Source organism: Pseudomonas sp. GW823-FHT05G12 (assembly GCF_058795575.1).
In genome coordinates, this window is sequence record NZ_CM179501.1 from 1,010,932 (window position 1) to 1,034,223 (window position 23,292).

The 23,292-nt window shown below is 60.6% G+C and carries 26 protein-coding genes, 1 tRNA gene and 1 pseudogene; 24 read left to right on the forward strand and 4 right to left on the reverse strand.

Annotated features, from left to right (window positions below):
• Window positions 1-2: 2 nt before the first annotated feature.
• Window positions 3-650, reverse strand: a complete 648-nt coding sequence (locus AC3RCM_RS04610; RefSeq protein ID WP_179052749.1) for a trypsin-like peptidase domain-containing protein — start codon at window positions 648-650, stop codon at window positions 3-5.
• Between the two features lie 343 nt (window positions 651-993).
• Between AC3RCM_RS04610 and AC3RCM_RS04615 the strand changes: the two genes are divergently transcribed.
• Window positions 994-1,416: a bleomycin resistance protein gene (locus AC3RCM_RS04615; RefSeq protein ID WP_012051239.1), complete on the forward strand. Its 423-nt coding sequence runs from the start codon at window positions 994-996 to the stop codon at window positions 1,414-1,416.
• A 15-nt stretch (window positions 1,417-1,431) separates the two neighbouring features.
• On the opposite strand, the pseudogene AC3RCM_RS04620 reads toward AC3RCM_RS04615, so the two are convergent.
• Window positions 1,432-1,542, reverse strand: a pseudogene (locus AC3RCM_RS04620) (effector protein); the annotation flags it as partial.
• 415 nt (window positions 1,543-1,957) lie between these two features.
• Between AC3RCM_RS04620 and AC3RCM_RS04625 the strand changes: the two are divergent.
• Both AC3RCM_RS04625 and AC3RCM_RS04630 read left to right on the forward strand, forming a co-directional pair.
• A complete protein-coding gene (locus AC3RCM_RS04625) occupies window positions 1,958-3,373 on the forward strand; it encodes an NAD(P)/FAD-dependent oxidoreductase (RefSeq protein ID WP_409320046.1) in 1,416 nt (471 codons plus the stop codon).
• Window positions 3,374-3,452: 79 nt separating this feature from the next.
• Window positions 3,453-3,947: a RidA family protein gene (locus tag AC3RCM_RS04630; protein ID WP_014755382.1), complete on the forward strand. Its 495-nt coding sequence runs from the start codon at window positions 3,453-3,455 to the stop codon at window positions 3,945-3,947.
• A 73-nt stretch (window positions 3,948-4,020) separates the two neighbouring features.
• On the opposite strand, the gene AC3RCM_RS04635 is transcribed toward AC3RCM_RS04630, so the two are convergent.
• Window positions 4,021-4,105: transfer RNA gene (locus AC3RCM_RS04635), tRNA-Leu, on the reverse strand.
• A gap of 105 nt (window positions 4,106-4,210) precedes the next feature.
• Between AC3RCM_RS04635 and queA the strand changes: the two genes are divergently transcribed.
• The 6 genes from queA (at window position 4,211) to AC3RCM_RS04665 (ending at window position 10,277) form a co-directional block, all read left to right on the forward strand.
• Window positions 4,211-5,260, forward strand: coding sequence for a tRNA preQ1(34) S-adenosylmethionine ribosyltransferase-isomerase QueA (gene queA, locus AC3RCM_RS04640; RefSeq protein ID WP_004576301.1), 1,050 nt, complete (start codon window positions 4,211-4,213; stop codon window positions 5,258-5,260).
• 14 nt (window positions 5,261-5,274) lie between these two features.
• Window positions 5,275-6,390, forward strand: coding sequence for a tRNA guanosine(34) transglycosylase Tgt (tgt, locus tag AC3RCM_RS04645; protein ID WP_003248558.1), 1,116 nt, complete (start codon window positions 5,275-5,277; stop codon window positions 6,388-6,390).
• Window positions 6,391-6,432: 42 nt separating this feature from the next.
• Complete coding sequence (yajC, locus tag AC3RCM_RS04650) at window positions 6,433-6,768, forward strand: preprotein translocase subunit YajC (RefSeq protein ID WP_003248556.1); 336 nt, start codon at window positions 6,433-6,435, stop codon at window positions 6,766-6,768.
• 63 nt (window positions 6,769-6,831) lie between these two features.
• On the forward strand, window positions 6,832-8,694 hold the full coding sequence (secD, locus tag AC3RCM_RS04655) for a protein translocase subunit SecD (protein WP_012051243.1): 1,863 nt from the start codon (window positions 6,832-6,834) through the stop codon (window positions 8,692-8,694).
• 10 nt (window positions 8,695-8,704) lie between these two features.
• Window positions 8,705-9,613 (forward strand): protein translocase subunit SecF, encoded by a 909-nt coding sequence (secF, locus tag AC3RCM_RS04660; protein WP_012051244.1) that lies wholly within the window; start codon window positions 8,705-8,707, stop codon window positions 9,611-9,613.
• A gap of 121 nt (window positions 9,614-9,734) precedes the next feature.
• Window positions 9,735-10,277 (forward strand): glycine zipper 2TM domain-containing protein, encoded by a 543-nt coding sequence (locus tag AC3RCM_RS04665; RefSeq protein WP_003248550.1) that lies wholly within the window; start codon window positions 9,735-9,737, stop codon window positions 10,275-10,277.
• A gap of 169 nt (window positions 10,278-10,446) precedes the next feature.
• On the opposite strand, the gene suhB is transcribed toward AC3RCM_RS04665, so the two are convergent.
• On the reverse strand, window positions 10,447-11,265 hold the full coding sequence (suhB, locus tag AC3RCM_RS04670; protein WP_003248548.1) for a type III secretion system regulator SuhB: 819 nt from the start codon (window positions 11,263-11,265) through the stop codon (window positions 10,447-10,449).
• Window positions 11,266-11,416: 151 nt separating this feature from the next.
• On the opposite strand from suhB, the gene trmJ reads away from it, so the two are divergent.
• The 15 genes from trmJ (at window position 11,417) to ispG (ending at window position 23,271) form a co-directional block, all read left to right on the forward strand.
• Window positions 11,417-12,172 (forward strand): tRNA (cytosine(32)/uridine(32)-2'-O)-methyltransferase TrmJ, encoded by a 756-nt coding sequence (gene trmJ, locus AC3RCM_RS04675; RefSeq protein ID WP_004576300.1) that lies wholly within the window; start codon window positions 11,417-11,419, stop codon window positions 12,170-12,172.
• 3 nt (window positions 12,173-12,175) lie between these two features.
• Window positions 12,176-12,961 carry a serine O-acetyltransferase gene (cysE, locus tag AC3RCM_RS04680; protein ID WP_010952064.1) on the forward strand — a complete coding sequence of 262 codons (786 nt, stop codon included), beginning with the start codon at window positions 12,176-12,178 and terminating at the stop codon, window positions 12,959-12,961.
• A 179-nt stretch (window positions 12,962-13,140) separates the two neighbouring features.
• Window positions 13,141-13,632, forward strand: a complete 492-nt coding sequence (gene iscR / locus AC3RCM_RS04685) for a Fe-S cluster assembly transcriptional regulator IscR (RefSeq protein ID WP_003248542.1) — start codon at window positions 13,141-13,143, stop codon at window positions 13,630-13,632.
• Window positions 13,633-13,677: 45 nt separating this feature from the next.
• On the forward strand, window positions 13,678-14,892 hold the full coding sequence (locus AC3RCM_RS04690) for an IscS subfamily cysteine desulfurase (RefSeq protein ID WP_003248541.1): 1,215 nt from the start codon (window positions 13,678-13,680) through the stop codon (window positions 14,890-14,892).
• A gap of 46 nt (window positions 14,893-14,938) precedes the next feature.
• On the forward strand, window positions 14,939-15,325 hold the full coding sequence (gene iscU, locus AC3RCM_RS04695; protein WP_003248539.1) for a Fe-S cluster assembly scaffold IscU: 387 nt from the start codon (window positions 14,939-14,941) through the stop codon (window positions 15,323-15,325).
• 28 nt (window positions 15,326-15,353) lie between these two features.
• Window positions 15,354-15,677 carry an iron-sulfur cluster assembly protein IscA gene (gene iscA / locus AC3RCM_RS04700; RefSeq protein ID WP_003248536.1) on the forward strand — a complete coding sequence of 108 codons (324 nt, stop codon included), beginning with the start codon at window positions 15,354-15,356 and terminating at the stop codon, window positions 15,675-15,677.
• Window positions 15,678-15,685: 8 nt separating this feature from the next.
• Window positions 15,686-16,207: a co-chaperone HscB gene (gene hscB / locus AC3RCM_RS04705; protein ID WP_010952065.1), complete on the forward strand. Its 522-nt coding sequence runs from the start codon at window positions 15,686-15,688 to the stop codon at window positions 16,205-16,207.
• Window positions 16,208-16,250: 43 nt separating this feature from the next.
• Window positions 16,251-18,113 carry a Fe-S protein assembly chaperone HscA gene (hscA, locus tag AC3RCM_RS04710; protein WP_064492819.1) on the forward strand — a complete coding sequence of 621 codons (1,863 nt, stop codon included), beginning with the start codon at window positions 16,251-16,253 and terminating at the stop codon, window positions 18,111-18,113.
• A 3-nt stretch (window positions 18,114-18,116) separates the two neighbouring features.
• Window positions 18,117-18,458, forward strand: coding sequence for an ISC system 2Fe-2S type ferredoxin (gene fdx / locus AC3RCM_RS04715; protein ID WP_492629395.1), 342 nt, complete (start codon window positions 18,117-18,119; stop codon window positions 18,456-18,458).
• Between the two features lie 10 nt (window positions 18,459-18,468).
• Complete coding sequence (iscX, locus tag AC3RCM_RS04720) at window positions 18,469-18,669, forward strand: Fe-S cluster assembly protein IscX (RefSeq protein ID WP_064492821.1); 201 nt, start codon at window positions 18,469-18,471, stop codon at window positions 18,667-18,669.
• 88 nt (window positions 18,670-18,757) lie between these two features.
• Window positions 18,758-19,183 carry a nucleoside-diphosphate kinase gene (gene ndk / locus AC3RCM_RS04725; RefSeq protein WP_003248526.1) on the forward strand — a complete coding sequence of 142 codons (426 nt, stop codon included), beginning with the start codon at window positions 18,758-18,760 and terminating at the stop codon, window positions 19,181-19,183.
• A gap of 28 nt (window positions 19,184-19,211) precedes the next feature.
• Window positions 19,212-20,357 (forward strand): dual-specificity RNA methyltransferase RlmN, encoded by a 1,146-nt coding sequence (rlmN, locus tag AC3RCM_RS04730; protein ID WP_003248524.1) that lies wholly within the window; start codon window positions 19,212-19,214, stop codon window positions 20,355-20,357.
• 14 nt (window positions 20,358-20,371) lie between these two features.
• Complete coding sequence (gene pilW, locus AC3RCM_RS04735; protein WP_020193002.1) at window positions 20,372-21,133, forward strand: type IV pilus biogenesis/stability protein PilW; 762 nt, start codon at window positions 20,372-20,374, stop codon at window positions 21,131-21,133.
• The gene (locus AC3RCM_RS04740; protein WP_064492817.1) at window positions 21,130-22,158 is read left to right on the forward strand and encodes a RodZ domain-containing protein; all 1,029 of its coding nucleotides are present in this window, start codon (window positions 21,130-21,132) and stop codon (window positions 22,156-22,158) included. The genes pilW and AC3RCM_RS04740 overlap by 4 nt, the downstream gene beginning before the upstream one ends.
• Window positions 22,159-22,161: 3 nt before the next feature.
• Window positions 22,162-23,271 carry a flavodoxin-dependent (E)-4-hydroxy-3-methylbut-2-enyl-diphosphate synthase gene (gene ispG, locus AC3RCM_RS04745; RefSeq protein ID WP_010952070.1) on the forward strand — a complete coding sequence of 370 codons (1,110 nt, stop codon included), beginning with the start codon at window positions 22,162-22,164 and terminating at the stop codon, window positions 23,269-23,271.
• The last annotated feature ends 21 nt before the right edge of the window (window positions 23,272-23,292 follow it).

The following is a 23,292-nucleotide window of genomic DNA, read 5'->3' on the forward strand; positions in this document are numbered from 1 at the left end:
ATTCACGGCTTGGCGGCCACCGCCACGTAGCCTTTGACCGCAGCCGGTGCCTGGGGCTTGGCCTTGTGCGCCAGCAGGTACTGATAGCGTCGCCATTCCTTGTCGATTTCGCTGAACGACATGAACACGCTGATACGGTCCTTGCCGACCAGGTCCGGGCGCTTGCCCGCATTGATCTCGTTGGTGGGAATGATGGCCACGTTGATGCCCACCACCTTGCCGTCATCGGCAAACACCGGCCCACCCGACATGCCTTTGGTGATCGGGCCGTCATGCACCGAGTAGAAAACACTGCCAGGCGTACCTTCAAGCCGTACCAGTGACGGCAGGGCATGGCCCTTGCCCTGCATCGGCATCATGAAACTGTTGAAGCCCACCGCCGTCACGGCTTCCCCTGGCACGTACTGGCGCCAGTGCGGCACGCTGCTGGCTTTGTGCTTGAAGAACACTACGTCACCGAGGCCCTCGTGGACCACGTTGCGCAGGAAGGGGGTGTGTTTGGCGGTCACAGCGTAATCCTCGTTCCACTGGATGGCGCTGGCCATCAGCAACATCGGCAGAGGGGCACCAGAAGTGACCACGAAAGCCTGACTGTAGACGGGATCTGAAACGTACGACGTTGGCACTCCATTGCACCCACTGAGCAGCATCATTGCCGCCATGCAGGGCGCGATTGTTTTCATGTGTCACACAGGGCGTGGAAAAATGGGAACGCAACTATGGCTAAGTGCCATTACTCTAGCAATACTTTCGGCATATATCCGACGAATGACAGCTTAAGTGTTAGTCATGACGGCGGCCAATAGAATGCAGGTATGGCTACAGGTCCCAGAGCCATTGGGGCGGCGTCAAAGTGAAGGGATTTTTTTTCGGGCGAATCTGAGGGGTGTGAACTGCATTGAGCTGCATTGGGCGACCACACTGACAAGCTACCTTTTTCAGGGCGACCTGTTCATAGTTGCCAGTCGACTTACCCTGAAAGGAATCAGAACATTGTTTAAGCTAAATCCCCTGGTGCCGGAGCTGATTGTTTCTGATCTACCTCGCAGCCTGGCATTTTACTGCGGCGTACTCGGCTTCAAGATTGAATACGACCGGCCAGAAGAGCATTTTGCCTTCCTGTCTTTTGGTGGCAGCCAGCTGATGCTGGAGCAGGACTGGCAGAGTGAGTCACCCTGGCGGGTCGGCCCGCTGGAGCCGCCGTATGGTCGAGGCATCAACCTGTCGATCGAATGCGCTGATGCACTGGCCTTGGTCGCGTCGCTGGGGGTTGCGGGGCATAGCATCAGAAAGCCGATTGAAGAGTGTTGGTACCGCCAGGGCGGCATGCTGGTCGGCCAGCGCAATTTCCTGGTGCAGGATCCGGACGGCTACTTGCTTCGGTTTGCTGAAGATCTCGGCGTGAAGAGCGCCTGAGCCACGGGCGGGCACACGAAAAATTGACCCCAGGTTGCGCTCGATGGTCTCGCAACGGGTATCCATCTGGATCTGGTGCTCACTGAACCTGAACAGGCTCTGCTAATCCGTGCCGATCCGCTCCATGCCTCCCTGTGCATTGGACAGATCTACCACCGTCGGATCCTGATGCCTTTGTCCACACTGAATATGTGGCAATGAAGTGTTGCCACATAACGCTATGCACCCACACAGTTACTGAATCCGCAGCGCTTATTGCCCCCGCGCACTTTCGGAACTAAGCCAGCATATTCGCCCGAACTAACTTCCCTCTTTCGAGTGTTGAGTGTCGCCATATCAACTATTTATGTCACTTGCGCGATAGTTTCAAAATAGCTGAACTAAGTATTTGCCCACAGCGCTTTTTCCCGAAGCGGGTCATCAACAAAATAGCCGCCCTTCAATTTTAAACATCAGCCTGACGCGGTGGCCGAAAGTTGACCGCGGCGGCTCGCCGCCTGAGCTGATGAACCCACACCGATTACCAGGAAAGGAAAGTGTCATGGGAATGACGAGGCGTAAATTTTTGATCGGCGGCGGCGGCGTGGCTATTGCAGGTGGCGCAGGCATTCTGACCCCCTTGCTGACCCGCGAAGGCAGGTTGATCCCCGGCAAACCGCGGTTTGGTTTTGTAGAAGGTAGCGAAGGTGCGCTTCCCAAACAGGCAGACGTCGTCGTTGTTGGCGCTGGTATTCTGGGGCTCATGACCGCAATCAATCTTGTCGAGCGTGGCCTCTCGGTAGTCGTCGTTGAAAAAGGTGATATTGCCGGCGAGCAGTCATGCAGGTTCTATGGTCAGGTCATGACCTACAAGATGCCTGATGCGACGTTCCAGTTGCACCATCTTGCCAAACAACGGTGGCGCGAGATGAATGCCAAAGTGGGTGCAGATACCAGCTATCGCACACAGGGCCGGGTCGAAGTTCCTTTCGATGAAGAAGACCTGGAAAACGTCAGAAAGTGGATCGATGTCAAAAGCCGGGAAGTAGCAGCGGACAACCCCTTCAAGACTCGGATCATTCAGGGGAATGAACTCGAACAGCGGCTGCGCGGTGCATCCTCGAGCTGGAAAATTGCAGGTTTCGAGGAAGACTCCGGTAGCCTGGACGCTGAGCGCGCATCGTTTGTCATGGCGGAGTACGCCAAGAAAATGGGTGTGCGCATCTACACCCACTGCGCCGCAAGGGGCCTGGAAACCCAGGCGGGCGTCATCTCCGATGTGGTGACCGAGAAGGGCGCCATCAGGACTTCTCGCGTGGTCGTGGCAGGCGGCGCCTGGTCCAGGCTGTTCATGCAGAACCTGGGCGTCGATGTGCCTACCTTGCCGGCCTACCAGTCCCAGCAAATCATCAGCGCGGCACCCCGTGCACCGGGGGGCAACGTTGCATTGCCAGGGAATATCTACTTCCGCGAGCAGGCCGACGGTACATACGCCACCTCGCCGCGCGTCGTCGTTGCCCCGGTGGTCAAAGAATCGTTCATGTATGGTTATAAATACCTGCCATTGCTGGCCATCCCCGACTTCCCGGTGCACATATCACTCAACAAGCAACTGATCGATTCGTTCACTCAGCCCACCCAGTGGAGGCTGGACGAGGTTTCGCCCTTCGAGAAAAACAGGCTGATGACGGCGGCCCCAGATATTCCAGAGCTGGATGCATCTCTGGAAAAGCTCAAAGTCGAGTTCCCTGCCTTCAAAGATGCGAAGTTGATCGATCAGTGGAGCGGTGCCATGGCCATCGCCCCGGATGAGAACCCGATCATTTCGCAGGTCAACGAGTACCCGGGCCTGGTTATCAACACCGCGACCGGTTGGGGTATGACGGAAAGCCCGGTGTCGTCCGAGCTGACGGCAGACCTGCTGCTTGGAAAGGCGCCGGTGCTGGATCCGAAACCCTTCAGTTTGTATCGATTCTAAGTACGCATACCGCAATGGAATGACCCGTACACGCATAAACGGTGCGTGTACATTCTTGTGTAACCATCAGGAGAGAAATATGAAATGCGCTTTCAAGACCGTTGCAGCATTGGCGTTGGGAATAGCCGGTGGCAGCGTTCATGCACAAGATATCGTGCGCCATGGCGCAGGTAGTTTCCCTATCTCGTCGGCTGTAGAGATTCCTGCCGGGAAGTCAGTCGTCTATCTGAGCGGTTCCGTTCCGTCGGTGATCCATCCCGATGCGCCCAAGGATTCGCTGGAAGCCTACGGTGATACCAAGGCACAAACCATCAATGTGCTTGAAAGCATCCAGCAGCAGCTGAAAACACTGGGTCTTGGCCTGACTGACGTGGTGAAGATGCAGGTATTCCTGGTGGGTGGGCCGGAGAACGGCGGCAAGATGGATTTCGAAGGTTTCATGGCTGGCTACACCCAGTTCTTTGGGCCAGCCGCCAAGCAGCCGGTGCTACCTGCGCGCTCGGCGTTCCAGATTGCAGGCCTGGCGCACCCTGCCTGGCGGGTTGAGATCGAAGTGACAGCGGTTCGTCCCTGAGAGGACCTTGGCCCAGCCCGACAAAATCGTCGGGCACAAAAAAACCGACCGTAAGGTCGGTTTTTTCCGGATTTGGTGCCCCGAGGGAGACTCGAACTCCCACTCCTTTCGAAAACGGATTTTGAATCCGCCGCGTCTACCAATTCCGCCATCAGGGCGTGGCGCGCAGTATAAAGAGGTGCCGCTGGTCGGTCAATCGGCTTTCATGGTCAATTTTCACACATTGGGCTAAACTTCCCGGCCCTGCCGAACCGAACATCATCATGCGCGTCGCCGATTTTTCCTTCGAACTCCCTGATTCCCTGATCGCCCGCCACCCGTTGGCCGAGCGCCATGGCAGCCGTCTGCTGGTGCTCGATGGGCCTACCGGCGCGCTGGCGCACCGGCAATTCCCCGACTTGCTCGACTATCTGCGCCCCGGCGACTTGATGGTGTTCAACAACACCCGAGTGATCCCGGCGCGGTTGTTCGGCCAGAAAGCCTCCGGCGGCAAGCTGGAGGTACTGGTCGAACGCGTGCTCGACAGCCACCGGGTGCTGGCCCATGTGCGCGCCAGCAAGGCGCCCAAGGTAGGCGCGGTCATCCTCATCGATGGCGGTGGCGAGGCCGAAATGGTCGCGCGCCATGACACGCTGTTCGAGCTTCGCTTCACCGAAGAGGTGCTGCCGTTGCTCGACCGTGTCGGCCATATGCCGTTGCCGCCCTATATCGACCGCCCGGACGAGGGCGCCGACCGTGAGCGCTACCAGACCGTGTACGCCCAGCGCGCTGGCGCGGTTGCCGCGCCTACCGCAGGCCTGCACTTCGACGAGGCGCTGCTGGAAAAGATCGCCGACAAGGGCGTCGAGCGCGCCTTCGTCACCCTGCATGTGGGCGCCGGCACCTTCCAGCCGGTGCGGGTCGACAAGATCGAAGACCACCACATGCATAAAGAGTGGCTCGAAGTGGGCCAGGATGTGGTCGATGCCATCGAGGCCTGCCGGGCCCGTGGTGGTCGGGTGATCGCGGTTGGCACCACCAGTGTGCGTTCGCTGGAAAGCGCCGCGCGTGATGGCGTGCTCAAGGCCTTCAGTGGCGACACCGACATCTTCATCTACCCGGGCCGGCCGTTCCATGTGGTCGATGCCCTGGTCACCAACTTCCATCTGCCGGAGTCCACGCTGCTGATGCTGGTCTCGGCTTTCGCCGGCTACCCCGAGACCATGGCTGCCTACGCAGCGGCGGTCGAGCACGGGTACCGCTTCTTCAGTTACGGTGATGCCATGTTCATCACCCGCAATCCGGCGCCACGCGGGCCCGAGGATCAAGCATGAGTCGCACCTGTCGAATGTCCTTCGAACTGCTGGCCACCGACGGCAAGGCCCGTCGGGGTCGCATCACCTTCCCACGCGGCACCGTGGAAACCCCGGCATTCATGCCGGTAGGGACCTATGGCACGGTCAAGGGCATGCTGCCACGCGACATCGAGGCCATCGGCGCCGAGATGATCCTCGGCAACACCTTCCACCTGTGGCTGCGTCCGGGCACCGAGGTGATCAAGAAGCACAACGGCCTGCACGATTTCATGCAGTGGAAAGGCCCGATCCTCACCGACTCTGGTGGTTTCCAGGTATTCAGCCTGGGTGCCATGCGCAAGATCAAGGAAGAGGGCGTGACCTTCGCTTCGCCGGTCGATGGTTCCAAGGTGTTCATGGGCCCGGAAGAGTCGATGCAGGTTCAGCGTGACCTGGGCTCGGACGTGGTAATGATCTTCGACGAGTGCACCCCGTACCCGGCCGAGCACGATGTGGCACGCACTTCCATGGAGCTGTCGCTGCGCTGGGCCCAGCGCTCGAAGAACGCCCATGCCGACAACACCGCAGCGCTGTTCGGCATTGTTCAGGGTGGCATGTACCAGGACCTGCGCATGCGCTCGCTGGAAGGCCTGGAAAACATCGGTTTCGACGGCCTGGCCATTGGCGGCCTGTCGGTGGGCGAGCCCAAGCACGAAATGATCAAGGTGCTGGATTATCTGCCGGACCAGATGCCTGCTGACAAACCTCGTTACCTTATGGGGGTAGGCAAACCGGAAGATCTCGTTGAGGGTGTGCGCCGCGGCGTCGACATGTTCGACTGCGTGATGCCGACGCGTAACGCGCGCAACGGTCATCTGTTCGTTGATACAGGGGTGATCAAGATCCGCAATGCGTTCCATCGTCACGATGAATCGCCGCTGGATCCGACCTGTGACTGCTATACCTGCACCAACTTCTCGCGCGCCTATCTCCATCATCTGGACAAATGCGGCGAAATGCTGAGCAGCATGCTGAATACCATCCACAACTTGCGCCATTATCAGCGCTTGATGGCCGGTTTACGCGAGGCTATTCAACAGGGTAAATTGGCCGCCTTTGTCGACGCCTTCTACGCCAAGCGCGGGCTTCCTGTACCGCCCTTGGACTGACTGTCCGCATCCATTATTAGAAAATTACATTAGGAGTGCCCAATGAGCTTCTTCATCCCCGCCGCATACGCGGACGCTGCAGCACCTGCCGCTGGCCCAGCCGGTACCGGCTTCGAGTGGATTTTCCTGGTCGGTTTCCTGGTCATCTTCTACCTGATGATCTGGCGCCCGCAGGCCAAGCGCGCGAAAGAGCAGAAGAACCTGCTGAGCAACTTGCAGAAAGGTGACGAAGTTGTCACCAACGGCGGCATCGCCGGCAAGATCGTCAAGGTTTCCGATGACTTCGTGGTGCTGGAAGTGTCCGACACTGTCGAGCTGAAGTTCCAGAAGGGTGCCATTGCTGCCACCCTGCCAAAAGGTACGCTCAAGGCTATCTGAGTTACCGGTTTTATTTTCCAGTCGGGGCGCGCAACGCGCCCCGCGTCTTGAACGGGCGGCGTGATGCTGAACAAATATCCTCTGTGGAAATATGCACTGATCGTGCTGGTACTGGTGGTCGGTTTCATTTATTCCGCTCCCAACCTCTACCCGGATGACCCGGCGGTACAGATCAGCGGTGCCAGCTCGGCGCTGCAGGTGAATCAGGCCGACCTTGATCGCGTCAGCAAGGCGCTGGTCGATGCCAAGATCGCTGTCAAGGGCGCAAGCCTGGGTGAAAAGGGCAGCGGGCTGATCCGCCTGACCAATCAGGAAGACCAGCTGCCAGCCAAGGATGTAGTGCGCAAGGCACTGGGCGATGATTACGTCGTGGCCCTGAACCTGGCCCAGACTACCCCGCAATGGCTGCGCAACCTGGGCGCAAGCCCGATGAAACTGGGCCTGGACCTGTCTGGTGGTGTGCACTTCCTGCTGGAAGTGGACATGGACAAGGCCATGACTGCCCGCATGAAAGTCTACGAAGGCGAGGTCAAGACCTTGCTGCGCAAAGAGCGCGTCCGCTACCGCAGCCTGCCTCAGCAGGATGGCGGCATCATGCTGGGCTTCGCTGACGATGCCACCCGCGAACAGGCACGTGCCCTGATCCGCAAGAATTTCAATGATTTCGACCTGACCACCACCGATCGCAACGAGCTTGCGGTGCTGCGTCTGGCGCTGACCCAGGCGAAAGTCGCCGAGATCCGCGAATACTCGATCAAGCAGAACCTCACCACCGTGCGCAACCGCGTGAACGAGCTGGGTGTGGCAGAGCCTCTGGTACAGCGCCAGGGCGCCAACCGTATCGTGGTCGAGCTGCCAGGCGTGCAGGACACTGCCGAAGCCAAGCGTATCCTTGGTAAAACGGCCAACCTGGAGTTCCGCTTCGGTGCCGAACCGGGTGCATCCAAGGCCACTACCGAGGTGTTCGAGTTCCGTGAGGGCGGCCGCTCCGCCGCAGTCGAGCGGGGCCTGATCATCACGGGTGACCAGGTTACCGACGCCCAGGCCAGCTTCGACGAGCATGGCCGCCCGCAGGTGAACATTCGCCTGGATGGCCACGGTGGCGAGCTGATGAGCCGTGCTACCCGTAGCAACGTCGGCCGTAGCATGGCGGTGATCTTCATCGAGCAGAAGCCGGTTACCCGCTACGTCAAGCAAACCGTCGGCGGCGTCGAGAAGGACGTTGCCGTACAAAGCTTCGTCGAAGAGAAAAAAATCATCAGCCTGGCGACCATCCAGTCGCCGCTTGGCAGCCAGTTCCGCATCACCGGCCTGAACGGCCAGGGCGAATCGTCCGAGCTGGCCCTGCTGCTGCGTGCCGGTGGTCTGGCTGCGCCGATGTACTTCGCTGAAGAACGTACCATTGGCCCAAGCCTGGGTGCTGACAACATCACCAAGGGTATCGATGCGTCGCTGTGGGGCATGCTGTTCGTCTCGCTGTTCATCATCGCCATCTACCGCGGCTTCGGCGTGATCGCCACCATCGCCCTGGCGGGCAACATGGTCCTGCTGCTGGCGTTGATGTCGCTGCTGGGCGCTACCCTGACGCTGCCGGGTATTGCCGGTATCGTGCTGACCATGGGTATGGCGGTGGACGCCAACGTGCTGATCTTCTCGCGTATCCGCGAGGAGCTGAAAGCCGGCATGTCGGTGCAGCGTGCCATCCACGAAGGCTTCAATCGTGCGTACACCGCGATCATCGACGCCAACCTGACCAGCCTGCTGGTCGGCGGTATCCTGTTCGCCATGGGTACCGGCCCGGTCAAAGGCTTTGCGGTTACCATGTCCCTCGGGATTTTCACCTCGATGTTCACCGCCGTCATGGTGACCCGCGCAATGGTCAACCTGACCTGCGGCGGGCGTGACATCAAGAAGCTGTGGGTTTGAGGGAGCTGCGATGAAAACCATCAACTTCATGGGCGTGCGCAATGTCGCGTTCGCCATTACCGTGCTCCTCACCGTGCTGGCGCTGTTCAGCTGGTGGCAGAAGGGCCTTAACTTCGGCCTGGACTTCACCGGTGGTACGCTGATCGAGCTGACTTACGAGCGCCCGGCCGACCTCAAGGCAGTGCGTGCCGAGTTGGTCGACTCCGGTTTCCACGAGGCGGTAGTGCAGAGCTTTGGCGCTACCACTGACTTGCTGGTGCGTATGCCAGGCGATGACCCGCAGCTGGGCAACAAGGTCGCTGCTGCGCTGCAAAAGGCCGGGGGTGACAACCCGGCCACGGTCAAGCGTGTCGAGTTCGTCGGCCCGCAGGTCGGTGAAGAGCTGCGCGACCAGGGTGGCATGGGCATGCTCTTGGCCCTGGGCGGTATCCTCATCTACCTGGCCTTCCGTTTTCAGTGGAAGTTCGCCGTGGGGGCGATCGTTTCGCTGATCCACGACGTGGTGGTGACCCTGGGTATCCTGTCGTTCTTCCAGATCACCTTCGATCTGACGGTGTTGGCAGCGGTGCTGGCGATCATCGGCTACTCGCTGAACGACACCATCGTCGTGTTCGACCGGGTACGTGAAAACTTCCGCGTCATGCGCAAGGCATCGCTGATCGAAAACATCAACGTTTCCACCACCCAGACCTTGCTGCGCACCATCGCCACTTCGGTTTCGACCTTGCTGGCCATTGCTGCGCTGCTGTTCTTCGGGGGTGACAACCTGTTCGGTTTCTCGCTCGCCCTGTTCATTGGTGTCATGGCCGGTACCTACTCGTCGATCTATATCGCCAACGTGGTGCTGATCTGGCTGAACCTGAACAGCGAAGACCTGATCCCGCCGACCAAGGCCGAGGGTGTGGATGATCGTCCGTAAGGGCTAGTCCATCACCGCCTGGCGGTGTAAAAGGCGCGAGTATTGAACTCGCGCCTTTTTTTTTGCTCCAAGGCTGGGAGAAGCGCGGGTTGATGCCCGCTGGTACGATCAGGAGGTCCACGTGAACAAATCAATGCTGGTGGGTGCGGTACTGGGTGCTGTCGGTGTGACTGCCGGAGGTGCTGTCGCGACCTACAGCTTGGTCAACAAGGGGCCTGAGTATGCCCAGGTCACCGACGTGCAGCCGATCAAGCAACAGGTGAAAACCCCGCGCGAAGTGTGCAAGGACGTTACCGTTACGCGCCAGGCGCCGGTCAAGGACCAGCATCAGATCGCCGGCACCGTCGTGGGTGCGCTGGCCGGTGGCTTGCTGGGTAACCAGATCGGTGGTGGCACCGGCAAGAAGATTGCCACGGTGGCCGGTGCGGTCGGTGGTGGTTATGCCGGTAACAAGGTGCAGGAAGGCATGCAGGAGCGTGATACCTACACAACCACGCAAACTCGCTGCAACACGGTCAACGACATCAGCGAGAAGGTGGTGGGCTACAACGTGACCTATTCCATCGGTGATCAGGTAGGCAAGGTGAAGATGGATCGCGAGCCGGGATCGACCATTCCGCTGGACAAGAATGGCAAGTTGATCCTGAGCGAAGCGGGTCAGTAATTTGCGTGGCCTGTGCCGGCCTCTTCGCGGGTAAGCCCGCTCCTACATGGAACGCATTGTCCCTGTAGGAGCGGGTTTACCCGCGAAGAGGCCGGCACAGGCCGCGCAAAACCACCAGGCACAAAAAAAGCACCTCGAGAGGTGCTTTTTGTTTGCCAGCAATCTGCGCTTAGCGCTTCATGCTTTCTGGCAGGTGCGGCTGGATGGCAGTCAGTACTGCCTTGAAGCACTTGATGTTGCCTGCAACGATGTGGCCTTTGTCGAGGAAGTCGTGGCCACCGTTGAAGTCACTCACCAAGCCACCGGCTTCCTGGATCAGCAGTACGCCAGCTGCCATGTCCCATTCGGACAGGCCCGACTCCCAGAAGGCGTCGAAGCGGCCAGCAGCCACGTAGGCCAGGTCCAGGCTGGCGGAGCCGGCGCGGCGGATGCCGGCGGTCTGGCCGGTCAAGGCGCGGAACATGCCCAGGTAGTTGTCCATGTCCGCCATCTGGCCATCACGGAACGGGAAGCCGGTGCCCAGCAGGGCGCCTTCCAGGCTTGTGCGCGAGCTGACGCGCAGGCGGCGGCCATTGAGTTGGGCGCCACGGCCACGGCTGGCGGTGAATTCTTCCTGGCGAACCGGGTCGACGATCACGGCGTGCTCAAGGCGGCCGCGGTATTTGCAGGCGATGCTGACGGCGAAGTGCGGGATACCGCGCAGGAAGTTGGTGGTGCCGTCCAGCGGATCGATGATCCACAGGTAATCTTTGCCTTCTTCGCCGCTACCCGCGTGCAGGCCGGTTTCCTCGCCCTGGATGGAGTGGTTCGGGTAGGCCTTGCGCAGTGCGTTGACGATGCTCTGCTCGGCGGCGCGATCGACTTCGGAAACGTAGTCCTTGGCCTCTTTCTCATCGACCTTGATGCTATCCAGGCGTTCGATGGAGCGGAAAATCAGTTCACTGGCGCTGCGAGCGGCGCGCAGGGCGATATTCAGCATAGGCTGCATGGGCGGGTCACCTGGAGATGTTAAAGAAGAAAGCCGATCATTCTAGCAGAAAACTTTGGCGGCAGAAGTGTCACATTTGCTTTCATGGCGTTACGTCTGTCGGTTCTGTAAGATCGAAGGCCCTGATTCCTGCATCTGTGAGCACAACACCTTGCTGCAAAATATTCGTGTTGTTCTGGTCAATACCAGCCACCCCGGCAACATCGGCGGCGCTGCACGTGCCATGAAAAACATGGGCTTGTCGCGTCTGGTGCTGGTGCAGCCGAAAGAATTCCCCGCCGTGGATGCCAGTGCCCGTGCTTCGGGCGCCGACGATGTGCTGGATAATGCCCAGGTGGTCGACAGCCTCGAACAGGCGCTGGTCGGCTGCAACCTGGTGATGGGCACCAGCGCCCGCGAGCGCAGCATTCCCTGGCCGTTGATCGGCCCGCGTGAATGCGGTGCCAAGGCGGTGGAGCATGCCAATGGCGGCGAGGAAATCGCCCTGGTGTTCGGGCGCGAGCACGCCGGCCTGACCAACGAAGAACTGCAGCGATGTCACTTCCACGTGCACATTCCCTCCAACCCCGACTTCAGCTCGCTGAACCTGGCTGCTGCCGTGCAGGTGCTCTCCTACGAGGTGCGCATGGCCTGGCTGGCTGCCGGTGAAGCACCGGGCAAAGTCGAGAAGGTTGACGCCGCTGAGCTGGCGACCATGGATGAAATGGAGCTGTTCTACGACCACCTGGAGAAAACCCTGGTGGGCATCGGCTTCCTCGACCCCGAAAAGCCCAAGCACCTGATGCCGCGCTTGCGCCGGCTGTATGGGCGGGTGGCGGTCGAGCGTTCGGAAATGAGCATTTTGCGCGGCATCCTCACCGAGACCCAGAAAGTGGTCCGGGGCGAACCGCATAAACGGAAGGACTGACAGATGTTCGAACGCCTGCGTGAAGATATTCAAAGCGTATTCCACCGTGACCCGGCTGCACGCAATGCCTTCGAGGTGCTCACCTGCTACCCCGGCATGCATGCCATCTGGCTGCACCGCCTGGGCAATGCCCTGTGGAGGCGTGATTTCAAATGGCTGGCCCGGCTGGTATCGAACTTCGGTCGCTGGCTGACCGGTATCGAAATCCACCCTGGCGCCACCATTGGCCGGCGCTTTTTCATCGATCATGGTATGGGCATCGTCATTGGCGAAACCGCCGAGATCGGCGATGACGTCACCCTGTACCAGGGGGTGACGCTCGGTGGCACCAGCTGGAACAAGGGCAAGCGCCACCCCACCTTGGAGAACGGCGTGGTGGTAGGGGCGGGTGCCAAGGTGCTGGGGCCTTTCACCGTCGGCGCCGGCGCCAAGATTGGTTCTAATGCGGTGGTCACCAAGGCAGTGCCGGCCGGGGCTACCGCGGTAGGCATTCCGGGGCGGATCATCGTCAAGAGCGAGGACACCGAAGTCGAAGCCAAGCGTAAGGCAATGGCCGAGAAGATCGGCTTCGACGCCTATGGTGTCAGTGGCGACATGCCCGACCCGGTGGCGCGGGCCATCGGCCAGATGCTCGATCACCTGCAGGCCGTCGACGAACGGTTGGAGGGTATGTGTGGCGCGCTGACCAAGATGGGCAGTGACTATTGTGCCAAGGAACTGCCGGCCTTGCCGGAGGACGACTTCAGCGAGGCTGCCCAGGTGGCCCAGCGCGACACTCAGCCGCATTGATCGCGCCGCACTGAAGTCATGGTGGCATGCGGGGCGTGTGCTCACGCCCCTCGTCTGCTACAATCGCGCCCGCCTCCCTGATGCAATCCCGACTAAAGCAGTAGGTCTAATAGTTGACTTAAATGCTCGGGAATCGCATACTCGCACACATCCTGAAACTCCCGTGGTACCCAATAGCCATGCGACTGACTACCAAAGGCCGATACGCCGTGACCGCCATGCTCGACCTGGCGTTGCACGCGAAGCATGGGCCGGTGTCTTTGGCCGATATTTCCGAGCGCCAGGGCATTTCCCTCTCTTATCTGGAGCAGCTGTTCGCCAAGCTGCGCCGCAGCAGCCTGGTTTCCAGTGTGCGCGGTCCAGGCGGTGGCTACCAGCTGTCGCGGGGCATGGAAACCATCCAGGTGGCCCAGGTTATCGACGCGGTCAACGAATCGGTCGACGCCACCCGTTGCCAGGGGCTCGGTGACTGCCATGCCGGTGATACCTGCCTGACCCACCACCTGTGGTGCGACCTCAGCCAGCAGATCCATGAATTCCTCAGCGGCATCAGCCTGGCCGACCTCGTCAAGCGCCGTGATGTGCAGGAAGTCGCCCAGCGCCAGGACCTGCGCCGTGTCGCAGGACGAACCGCCCAGCTGGACAAGATTGAGACGTCTGCCGTCGATTGACCCCCTGGGACGACGAGCGACGCCACCGCCTGATAGGAGAGACAAATGAAGTTGCCGATCTACCTTGATTACTCCGCGACCACTCCGGTCGACCCACGCGTGGCCCAGAAGATGGCCGACTGCCTGCTGGTCGACGGGAACTTCGGTAACCCGGCCTCGCGCTCCCACGTCTTTGGCTGGAAGGCCGAGGAAGCGGTGGAGAACGGTCGTCGCCAGGTTGCCGAGCTGATCAACGCCGATCCGCGCGAAATCGTCTGGACCAGCGGTGCCACCGAGTCCGACAACCTCGCGCTCAAAGGTGTCGCGCACTTCTATCAGACCAAGGGCAAGCACATCATTACCTCCAAGATCGAGCACAAGGCGGTCCTGGATACCGCTCGCCAGCTGGAGCGCGAAGGTTTTGAAGTCACTTACCTGGAACCAGGCGAAGACGGCATCGTCACCCCGGCCATGGTAGAAGCGGTGCTGCGCGACGACACCATCCTGGTCTCGCTGATGCATGTGAACAACGAAGTCGGCTCGATCAACGACATTGCCGCCATCGGTGAACTGACCCGTTCGCGCGGCGTACTGTTCCATGTCGACGCCGCCCAGTCGGCTGGCAAGGTCGAAATCGACCTGCAAAAGCTGAAAGTCGACCTGATGTCGTTCTCGGCGCACAAGGTCTACGGCCCGAAAGGCATCGGCGCGCTGTACGTCAGCCGCAAGCCGCGTGTACGTCTTGAAGCCATCATTCACGGCGGCGGTCATGAGCGCGGCATGCGTTCGGGCACCCTGCCGACCCACCAGATCGTCGGCATGGGCGAAGCCTTCGCCATTGCCAAGCAGGAAATGGTTGCAGAAAACGCACGCATCAAGGCCCTGAGCGACCGCTTCTTCAAGCAGGTCTCGAACCTTGAAGAGCTGTACGTCAATGGCAGCCAGACTGCGCGTGTACCGCACAACCTGAACCTGAGCTTCAACTACGTCGAAGGCGAATCGCTGCTGATGTCGCTGAAAGACATCGCCGTATCGTCCGGTTCGGCCTGTACCTCCGCGTCGCTCGAGCCGTCCTACGTACTGCGTGCTCTGGGCCGCAACGACGAGCTGGCGCACAGCTCGATCCGCTTCTCCTTCGGCCGTTTCACCACCGAAGAAGAAGTCGACTACGCCGCGCAGAAAGTCTGCGAGGCCGTCAATAAACTGCGTGAGCTGTCGCCGCTGTGGGATATGTACAAAGACGGCGTTGACATCTCCAAGATCGAGTGGGCCGCCCACTAAGCAGTCGCCGGCAAGAGCGGCTCCCTGATGAGGAAGGAATTGCACCATGGCATACAGTGAAAAGGTCATCGACCACTACGAAAACCCGCGCAACGTCGGCAAGATGAATGCCGAAGACCCGGATGTCGGCACCGGCATGGTCGGCGCCCCGGCCTGCGGTGACGTGATGCGCCTGCAGATCAAGGTAAACGAGCAGGGCGTTATCGAAGACGCCAAGTTCAAGACCTACGGCTGCGGTTCGGCCATCGCGTCCAGTTCCCTCGCCACCGAGTGGATGAAGGGCAAGACCCTGGACGAGGCCGAAACCATCAAGAATACCCAACTGGCCGAAGAGCTGGCGTTGCCGCCGGTCAAGATTCACTGCTCGGTACTCGCCGAAGATGCCATCAAGGCAGCCGTACGCGACTACAAGCAGAAGAAAGGCTTGATCTAAGTCGCCTGTTGCAAGGTAAGGAGTTCTGATGGCTATCAGCATGACAGAAGCCGCCGCCAACCACATTCGCCGCTCCCTCGACGGGCGCGGCAAAGGTGAGGGCATTCGCCTGGGCGTGCGCACCACCGGTTGCTCGGGTCTGGCCTACGTGCTGGAATTCGTCGACGAACTGGCGGACGAAGACCAGGTGTTCGAAAACCATGGCGTCAAGGTGATCATCGATCCCAAGAGCCTGGTCTACCTCGATGGCACCGAACTGGATTTCGTCAAGGAAGGGTTGAACGAAGGCTTCAAGTTCAACAACCCCAACGTGCGCGGTGAGTGTGGCTGCGGCGAAAGCTTCAACGTTTGAGGCTGGCTGTGGGTACTCCTTGTCATTACGCATTGTTTGACCTCCAGCCAAGCTTCCGTCTGGATCTCGACAAGCTGGCCACTCGCTATCGCGAGCTGGCCCGCGAAGTCCATCCTGATCGCTTTGCCGACGCCTCCGAGCGTGAGCAGCGTATAGCGCTGGAAAAATCCGCGGCCCTCAACGACGCTTACCAGACGCTGCGCAGTGCGCCGCGTCGCGCGCGCTACCTGCTGGCCATCAGCGGCCACGAAGTGCCCCAGGAGGTTACGGTCCACGACCCTGACTTCCTGCTGCAGCAGATGCAGTGGCGTGAAGAGCTCGAAGAACTGCAGGATGAAGCCGACCTTGACGGTGTCGGCGTGTTCAAGAAGCGCCTGAAGGCCGCCCAGGACACGCTGAATGAGGACTTTGCCGGCTGCTGGGATGCCCCGGGCGAGCGCGACAAGGCTGAACGCCTGATGCGCCGCATGCAGTTCCTCGACAAGCTCGCCCAAGAAGTGCGCCAACTGGAAGAGCGCCTCGACGATTAACCCCGGTGCTGCCCGTGATGGCACCTAAGGTATTCAGATAAGCATGGCCCTACTGCAGATTGCCGAACCCGGTCAAAGCCCTCAGCCGCACCAGCGCCGCCTGGCGGTTGGAATCGACCTGGGTACCACCAACTCAATGGTCGCTGCACTGCGCAGCGGCCGTAGCGAGCCCCTGCCCGACGCGCAGGGTAACGTCATTCTGCCGTCCGCGGTGCGCTACCTCGAAGGGCGCAACGAAGTGGGGCAGGCCGCGCGTGATGCTGCCTCCAGCGACCCGTTGAACACCGTGCTGTCGGTCAAGCGCCTGATGGGGCGCGGCCTGGCCGACGTCAAGCAGCTGGGCGAGCAACTGCCATACCGCTTTGTGGGTGGTGAGTCGCACATGCCGTTCATCGACACCGTGCAGGGGCCGAAAAGCCCTGTGGAAGTGTCTGCCGACATCCTGAAGGTGTTGCGCGAACGGGCCGAAGCCACCTTGGGTGGCGAGCTGGTAGGTGCGGTGATCACCGTGCCGGCCTATTTCGATGACGCCCAGCGTCAGGCTACCAAAGACGCAGCGCGTCTGGCCGGCCTGAACGTGCTGCGCCTGCTCAACGAACCGACTGCGGCCGCCGTAGCCTACGGCCTGGACCAGAACGCCGAAGGCGTGGTAGCCATCTATGATCTGGGCGGCGGTACTTTCGATATTTCCATCCTGCGCCTGACCGCTGGCGTATTCGAAGTGCTGGCCACCGGCGGTGATACCGCCTTGGGTGGTGACGACTTCGACCATGCTATTGCCGGCTGGATCATCGAGCAGGCTGGCTTGTCGTCCGATCTGGACCCGGCTACCCAGCGCGCGCTGCTGCAAACCGCCTGCGCCGCCAAGGAAGCCCTGACCGACGCTGATGTGGTCAACGTCAGTCACGGTGCCTGGCACGGTGAGCTGACCCGCAGCGCCTTCGAAGCCATGATCGAACCACTGGTTGCCCGCAGCCTGAAGGCTTGCCGCCGCGCCGTGCGCGACAGTGGCGTTGAGCTGGAAGAAGTCAGCGCCGTGGTCATGGTCGGTGGTTCGACCCGCGTGCCGCGTGTACGTGAGGCCGTGGGCGCGCTGTTCGGGCGCACCCCGCTGACCTCGATCGACCCAGACCAGGTGGTGGCCATTGGTGCCGCCATCCAGGCCGACACCCTGGCCGGCAACCGCCGCGAAGGTGGCGAGCTGCTGCTGCTCGATGTCATCCCGCTGTCGCTTGGTCTTGAAACCATGGGCGGGCTGATGGAGAAGGTGATCCCGCGTAACACCACCATTCCGGTGGCCCGAGCTCAGGAGTTCACCACGTACAAAGATGGCCAGTCGGCCATGATGATCCACGTACTGCAGGGCGAGCGCGAGCTGATCAGTGACTGCCGTTCGCTGGCCCGCTTCGAGCTGCGCGGCATCCCAGCCATGGTTGCCGGTGCTGCAAAAATCCGCGTCACCTTCCAGGTGGATGCCGATGGCCTGCTCAGCGTCGCTGCCCGCGAGCTGGGTTCGGGCGTGGAAGCCAGCATTCAGGTCAAGCCGTCCTACGGCCTGACCGACGGCGAAATCGCCCGCATGCTCAAGGACTCCTTCGAACACGCCGGTTCCGACAAGCACGCCCGCCAGCTGCGAGAGCATCAGGTAGATGGCGAGCGGCTGCTCGAGGCGGTACAGGGCGCCCTGGACGCCGACGGCGATCGCCTGCTCAGCAGTGATGAGCGCGACGCCATCGAATTCCAGATGCAAGAACTACGTGATTTGCTGGCCGGCACCGATGGCGCAGCCATCGAGCAACAGACCAAGCGTCTGTCGCAGGTGACCGATGCATTTGCCGCCCGTCGCCTTGATTCGACGGTCAAAGCCGCACTGGCCGGGCGCAACCTGAATGAGATCGAGGAGTAATCGATGCCGCTGGTGACATTCCTGCCGCATGAGAAGTTCTGCCCCGAGGGGGTGACCGTGGAGGTCAAGCCCGGGACCAACATCCTGGAACTGGCCCACGACCATCACATCGAGATGGAAAGCGCCTGCGGCGGCGTCAAGGCCTGTACCACTTGCCACTGCATCGTGCGCAAGGGCTTCGATTCGCTCGAAGAGGCTGACGAGCTGGAAGAAGACATGCTGGACAAAGCCTGGGGCCTGGAAGCGCAATCGCGCCTGGGTTGCCAGGTTTTCGTCGCTGACGAAGACCTGACCATCGAGATCCCCAAGTATTCGCTCAACCATGCTGCCGAAGCACCGCACTGAGGGCCTGTACATGAGTCTGAAATGGGTTGATGTACTTGAGATCGCAATCCAGCTTGCAGAAAGCAAGCCTGAGGTCGATCCTCGTTATGTGAATTTCGTGGACCTGCACAGCTGGGTGCTGGCATTGCCAGAGTTCAGCGACGATCCGTCACGCGGCGGTGAGAAAGTGCTCGAGGCAATCCAGGCCGCCTGGATCGACGAAGCCGACTAAGCGTCACTTGCAGGTTAGGCAATCCCCCGGAACCCGCGTATAATTCGCGGGTTTAATTTTTCGTAACACTCATATTCTGGAGTTTTCCATGGCTGTTCAACGTACTTTCTCCATCATCAAGCCTGACGCTGTTGCCAAAAACGTCATCGGCAAGATCACCACTCGCTTCGAAGAAGCCGGCCTGAAAATCGTTGCCTCGAAAATGAAGCAACTGTCCAAAGCCGAAGCCGAAGGCTTCTACGCTGAGCACAGCGAGCGCGGCTTCTTCGGTGACCTGGTTGCCTTCATGACTTCCGGTCCGGTCGTTGTCCAGGTTCTGGAAGGCGAGAACGCCATCGCCAAGAACCGTGAGCTGATGGGTGCTACCAACCCTAAAGAAGCTGCTGCCGGCACCATCCGCGCTGACTTCGCCGAGTCGATCGACGCCAACGCCGTTCACGGTTCGGACTCCGAAGCTGCTGCTGCTCGCGAAATCGCTTACTTCTTCGCTGCTACCGAGGTAACCACTCGCTAAGCGAAAGCTTACGGGTGAGGGTGAATCCATGACGACATCTACTGGCAAAATCAACCTGTTGGGTCTGACCCAGCCGGAAATGGAACAATTCTTCGACTCTATTGGGGAGAAGCGCTTCCGTGCCGGCCAGGTGATGAAATGGATTCACCATTTTGGCGTGTCCGACTTTGCGGCCATGACCAACGTAGGCAAGGTCTTGCGCGAAAAGCTCGAGGCCGTTGCCGAAATACGCCCACCGGAAGTGGTCAGTGAAGACATTTCCGCCGACGGCACCCGTAAATGGGTGATCCGCGTTGCCTCCGGCAGCTGCGTCGAGACCGTCTATATTCCAACCGACGACCGCGGCACCCTGTGCGTATCGTCGCAAGCCGGCTGTGCCCTGGACTGCAGCTTCTGCTCCACCGGCAAGCAAGGCTTCAACAGCAACCTCACTGCCGCCGAAGTGATCGGCCAGGTGTGGCTTGCCAACAAATCCTTCGGGACCGTTCCTGCCAAAGTCGACCGCGCGATTACCAACGTGGTCATGATGGGCATGGGCGAGCCCTTGCTGAACTTCGACAACGTCATTGCCGCCATGAAAATCATGATGGATGACCTTGGCTATGGCATTTCCAAGCGCCGTGTCACCTTGTCCACCTCGGGCGTGGTGCCGATGATCGACGAACTCGCCAAGCACATCGACGTGTCGCTGGCCCTGTCGCTGCATGCGCCGAACGACGAACTGCGCAACAAGCTGGTACCGATCAACAAGAAGTACCCGCTGAAGATGCTGCTGGAATCGTGCATGGGCTACATGTCCACCTTGGGCGGCAAGCGCGTGCTCACCGTCGAGTACACCCTGCTCAAGGACGTCAACGACCAGCCCGAGCATGCCGCGCAGATGATCGAACTGTTGCGCGATGTACCCTGCAAGATCAACCTGATCCCGTTCAACCCGTTCCCGCATTCGGGTTACGAGCGACCGAGCAACAACGCCATTCGTCGCTTCCAGGACCTGCTGCACCACGGTGGCTTCAACGTCACCACCCGTACCACGCGCGGCGACGACATCGACGCTGCCTGTGGCCAGCTGGTCGGCCAGGTCAATGACCGTACTCGCCGCAGTGAGCGCTACATCGCTGTTCGCCAGCTTTCTGCGGACGTCGAACTGCCAGACAGCGCCGCCAGCCACTGACAGGTACCTTGCCCATGAGCCTGCGTGCCGCGCTGTCGATCCTTGCGCTTTCGCTGCTGGCCGGCTGCGTGTCGGGCGGCGCGAGCGACCCCTTGGCCAGCCGCCAGGGCAGGGTGGAGGCAGGGCGGGCTTATGTGCAGCTTGGCTTGGGTTATTTGCAACAAGGTTTGACCGAACAGGCCAAGGCGCCGCTGGGAAAGGCCCTGGCGCTGGATGACCAGGATGTCGACGCGCACGCCGCCCTGGCGGTAGTGTTTCAAGCCCAAGGCGAGCCGGCGTTGGCCGAAGCACATTTTCGCAAGGCCTTGCAGATAAGCCGCGGTGACACGCGAATTCGCAACAATTACGGCAGTTTCCTTTATGCTCAGGGGCGATTTGCCGAGGCCAAGCAGATGTTTCGCCTGGCCAGTGCCGATACCCTGTATCCTGAGCGCTCACGCGTGTACGAGAATCTGGGCCTGACCGCCCTGAAGCTCGAACGCCGCGATCAGGCGCACGCGTATCTGTTGAAAGCGTTACAACTCAACCAGCGGCAACCAAAAGCGTTGCTGGAAATGGCTGAGTTGTCCTACGAAAACAGGCATTATGTGCCGGCCCGGGACTACTACGATCGTTTCAGCCAGTTGAGCGACCACGACGCCCGTAGCCTGCTGCTGGGCAGCCGCCTTGCCAGGGTGTTCGACGAGCAGGGCACACTGGCCGAATTGGGCCAGCAATTACAACGACTTTATCCCGGTACGCCGGAATATCAGCAATACCTGTCGGAGCAACGATGAACGCCGCGCATCCCGAAGTAGCAGTAGCGCCTGGCCAGAACCCCGGTGAGCTTTTGCGCCTGGCCCGTGAGAAACGGGACTGGTCTCAAGCCGAGGTGGCCCGCAAGCTCAACCTCACTGTCAGTTCGTTGAACCACGTGGAAACCGGCGCCTTCGACAAGCTGCCCGGGCATACTTTCGCTCGTGGCTACATTCGCGCCTACGCCAAGCTGATGGACCTCGATCAAGCCGCCCTGGTAGATGCCTTCGACCGCTACACCGGTACCCACGCCAAAGGCAGCGACGTGCATTCGCTGGGCCGTATCGAAGAGCCTGTGCGGTTGTCGCACAACATCCTGCGCGGCGTCAGCCTGCTGTTGCTGGTGGCTGTGGTCGGTGGTGGCTTTTTCTGGTGGCAGGACCAGGGCAGCCTGCGGGGCAAGGAGCTGGCGAAGATTGCCCTGGAGCACGTCGAGGTCGAAAGCGCCGACGGCACCACACAGATTCACCCGCTCGATGAGCCTGAAGACCAGGCCGTTTCCGCTGGACAGCAACCTGAAAGCGCGCCGCTGGCGCTGGAGCAGGGCGCTGCCGAGCAGCCTGCTGCCGCTGAACAGGCGCCGGTAACCTCTGAGGCAGTCATTGCCACAGCGCCTGCTCCAGCACAACAAGCGCCTGTGCAAACCGCACCTGCTGCTTCGCCTGCACCGGTTACTCCTCCGGTACAGGCCACTGCTGCGCCGGCACCAGCACCTGCACCTGCACCGGCCGTGGCGGCCGTCGAGCCTGCCGCGGTGCCAGCAGGCAGCGCCAAGGTCGCCATCCAGTTCACCGCTGATTGCTGGACCCAGGTCAGCGACGGCAACGGCAAGGTGCTGTTCAGCGCCATCAAGCGCAAGGGGGACAACCTCGAGCTGACCGGCAAGCCGCCATTCGCGGTACGCCTGGGCTTTGCCCGGGGCGCCCAGGTCAGCTACAACGGCCAGGCCGTCGATGTTGCCCCGTTCACCAGTGGCGAGACTGCTCGCCTGAAGTTGGGACAGTAAGTCATGCACGGCGAATCTCCGATCAAACGTCGCGAATCCCGCAAAATCTGGGTTGGCAATGTGCCGGTGGGTGGTGATGCGCCCATCGCGGTGCAGAGCATGACCAACACCGACACCAACGATGTCGCTGCTACCGTGGCGCAAATCCAGCGTCTGGTCGACGCCGGCGTGGACATCGTGCGGGTCTCGGTGCCGGACATGGACGCGGCCGAAGCGTTTGGCAAGATCAAGCAACGGGTCAGCGTGCCGCTGGTCGCCGACATCCATTTCGACTACAAGATCGCCCTGCGTGTTGCCGAACTGGGCGTTGATTGCCTGCGGATCAACCCGGGCAACATCGGCCGTGAAGACCGCGTGCGCGCGGTGGTCGATGCCGCCCGCGACCGCGGCATTCCGATTCGTATCGGGGTCAACGCCGGTTCGCTGGAAAAAGACCTGCAGAAGAAGTACGGCGAACCGACCCCGGCCGCACTGGTCGAGTCGGCCCTGCGCCACGTCGAGCATCTCGATCGCCTGGATTTCCAGGACTTCAAGGTCAGCGTCAAGGCCTCGGACGTGTTCATGGCTGTCGAAGCCTACCGTCTGCTGGCCAAGCAGATCGTGCAACCGCTGCACCTGGGCATCACTGAAGCCGGTGGCCTGCGTTCGGGCACCGTGAAGTCCGCCGTCGGCCTCGGTATGCTGCTGGCCGAAGGTATTGGCGATACCATCCGCATCTCGCTGGCGGCCGACCCGGTCGAAGAAGTGAAAGTCGGCTACGACATCCTCAAGTCGCTGCATCTGCGTTCGCGTGGCATCAACTTCATCGCCTGCCCGAGCTGCTCGCGGCAGAACTTCGATGTGGTCAAGACCATGAACGAGCTGGAAGGGCGTCTGGAAGACCTGCTGGTGCCGCTGGATGTAGCGGTGATCGGTTGCGTGGTCAACGGCCCGGGTGAAGCCAAGGAAGCCCATGTAGGCCTGACCGGCGGTACGCCGAACCTGATCTACATCGACGGCAAGCCGGCGCAGAAGCTGACCAATGACAACCTGGTCGATGAGCTTGAAAAACTCATCCGCCAGAAAGCGGCCGAAAAGGCCGAGGCCGACGCGGCGTTGATCGCTCGTGGCTGACACACAGAATTCGTAAGGACT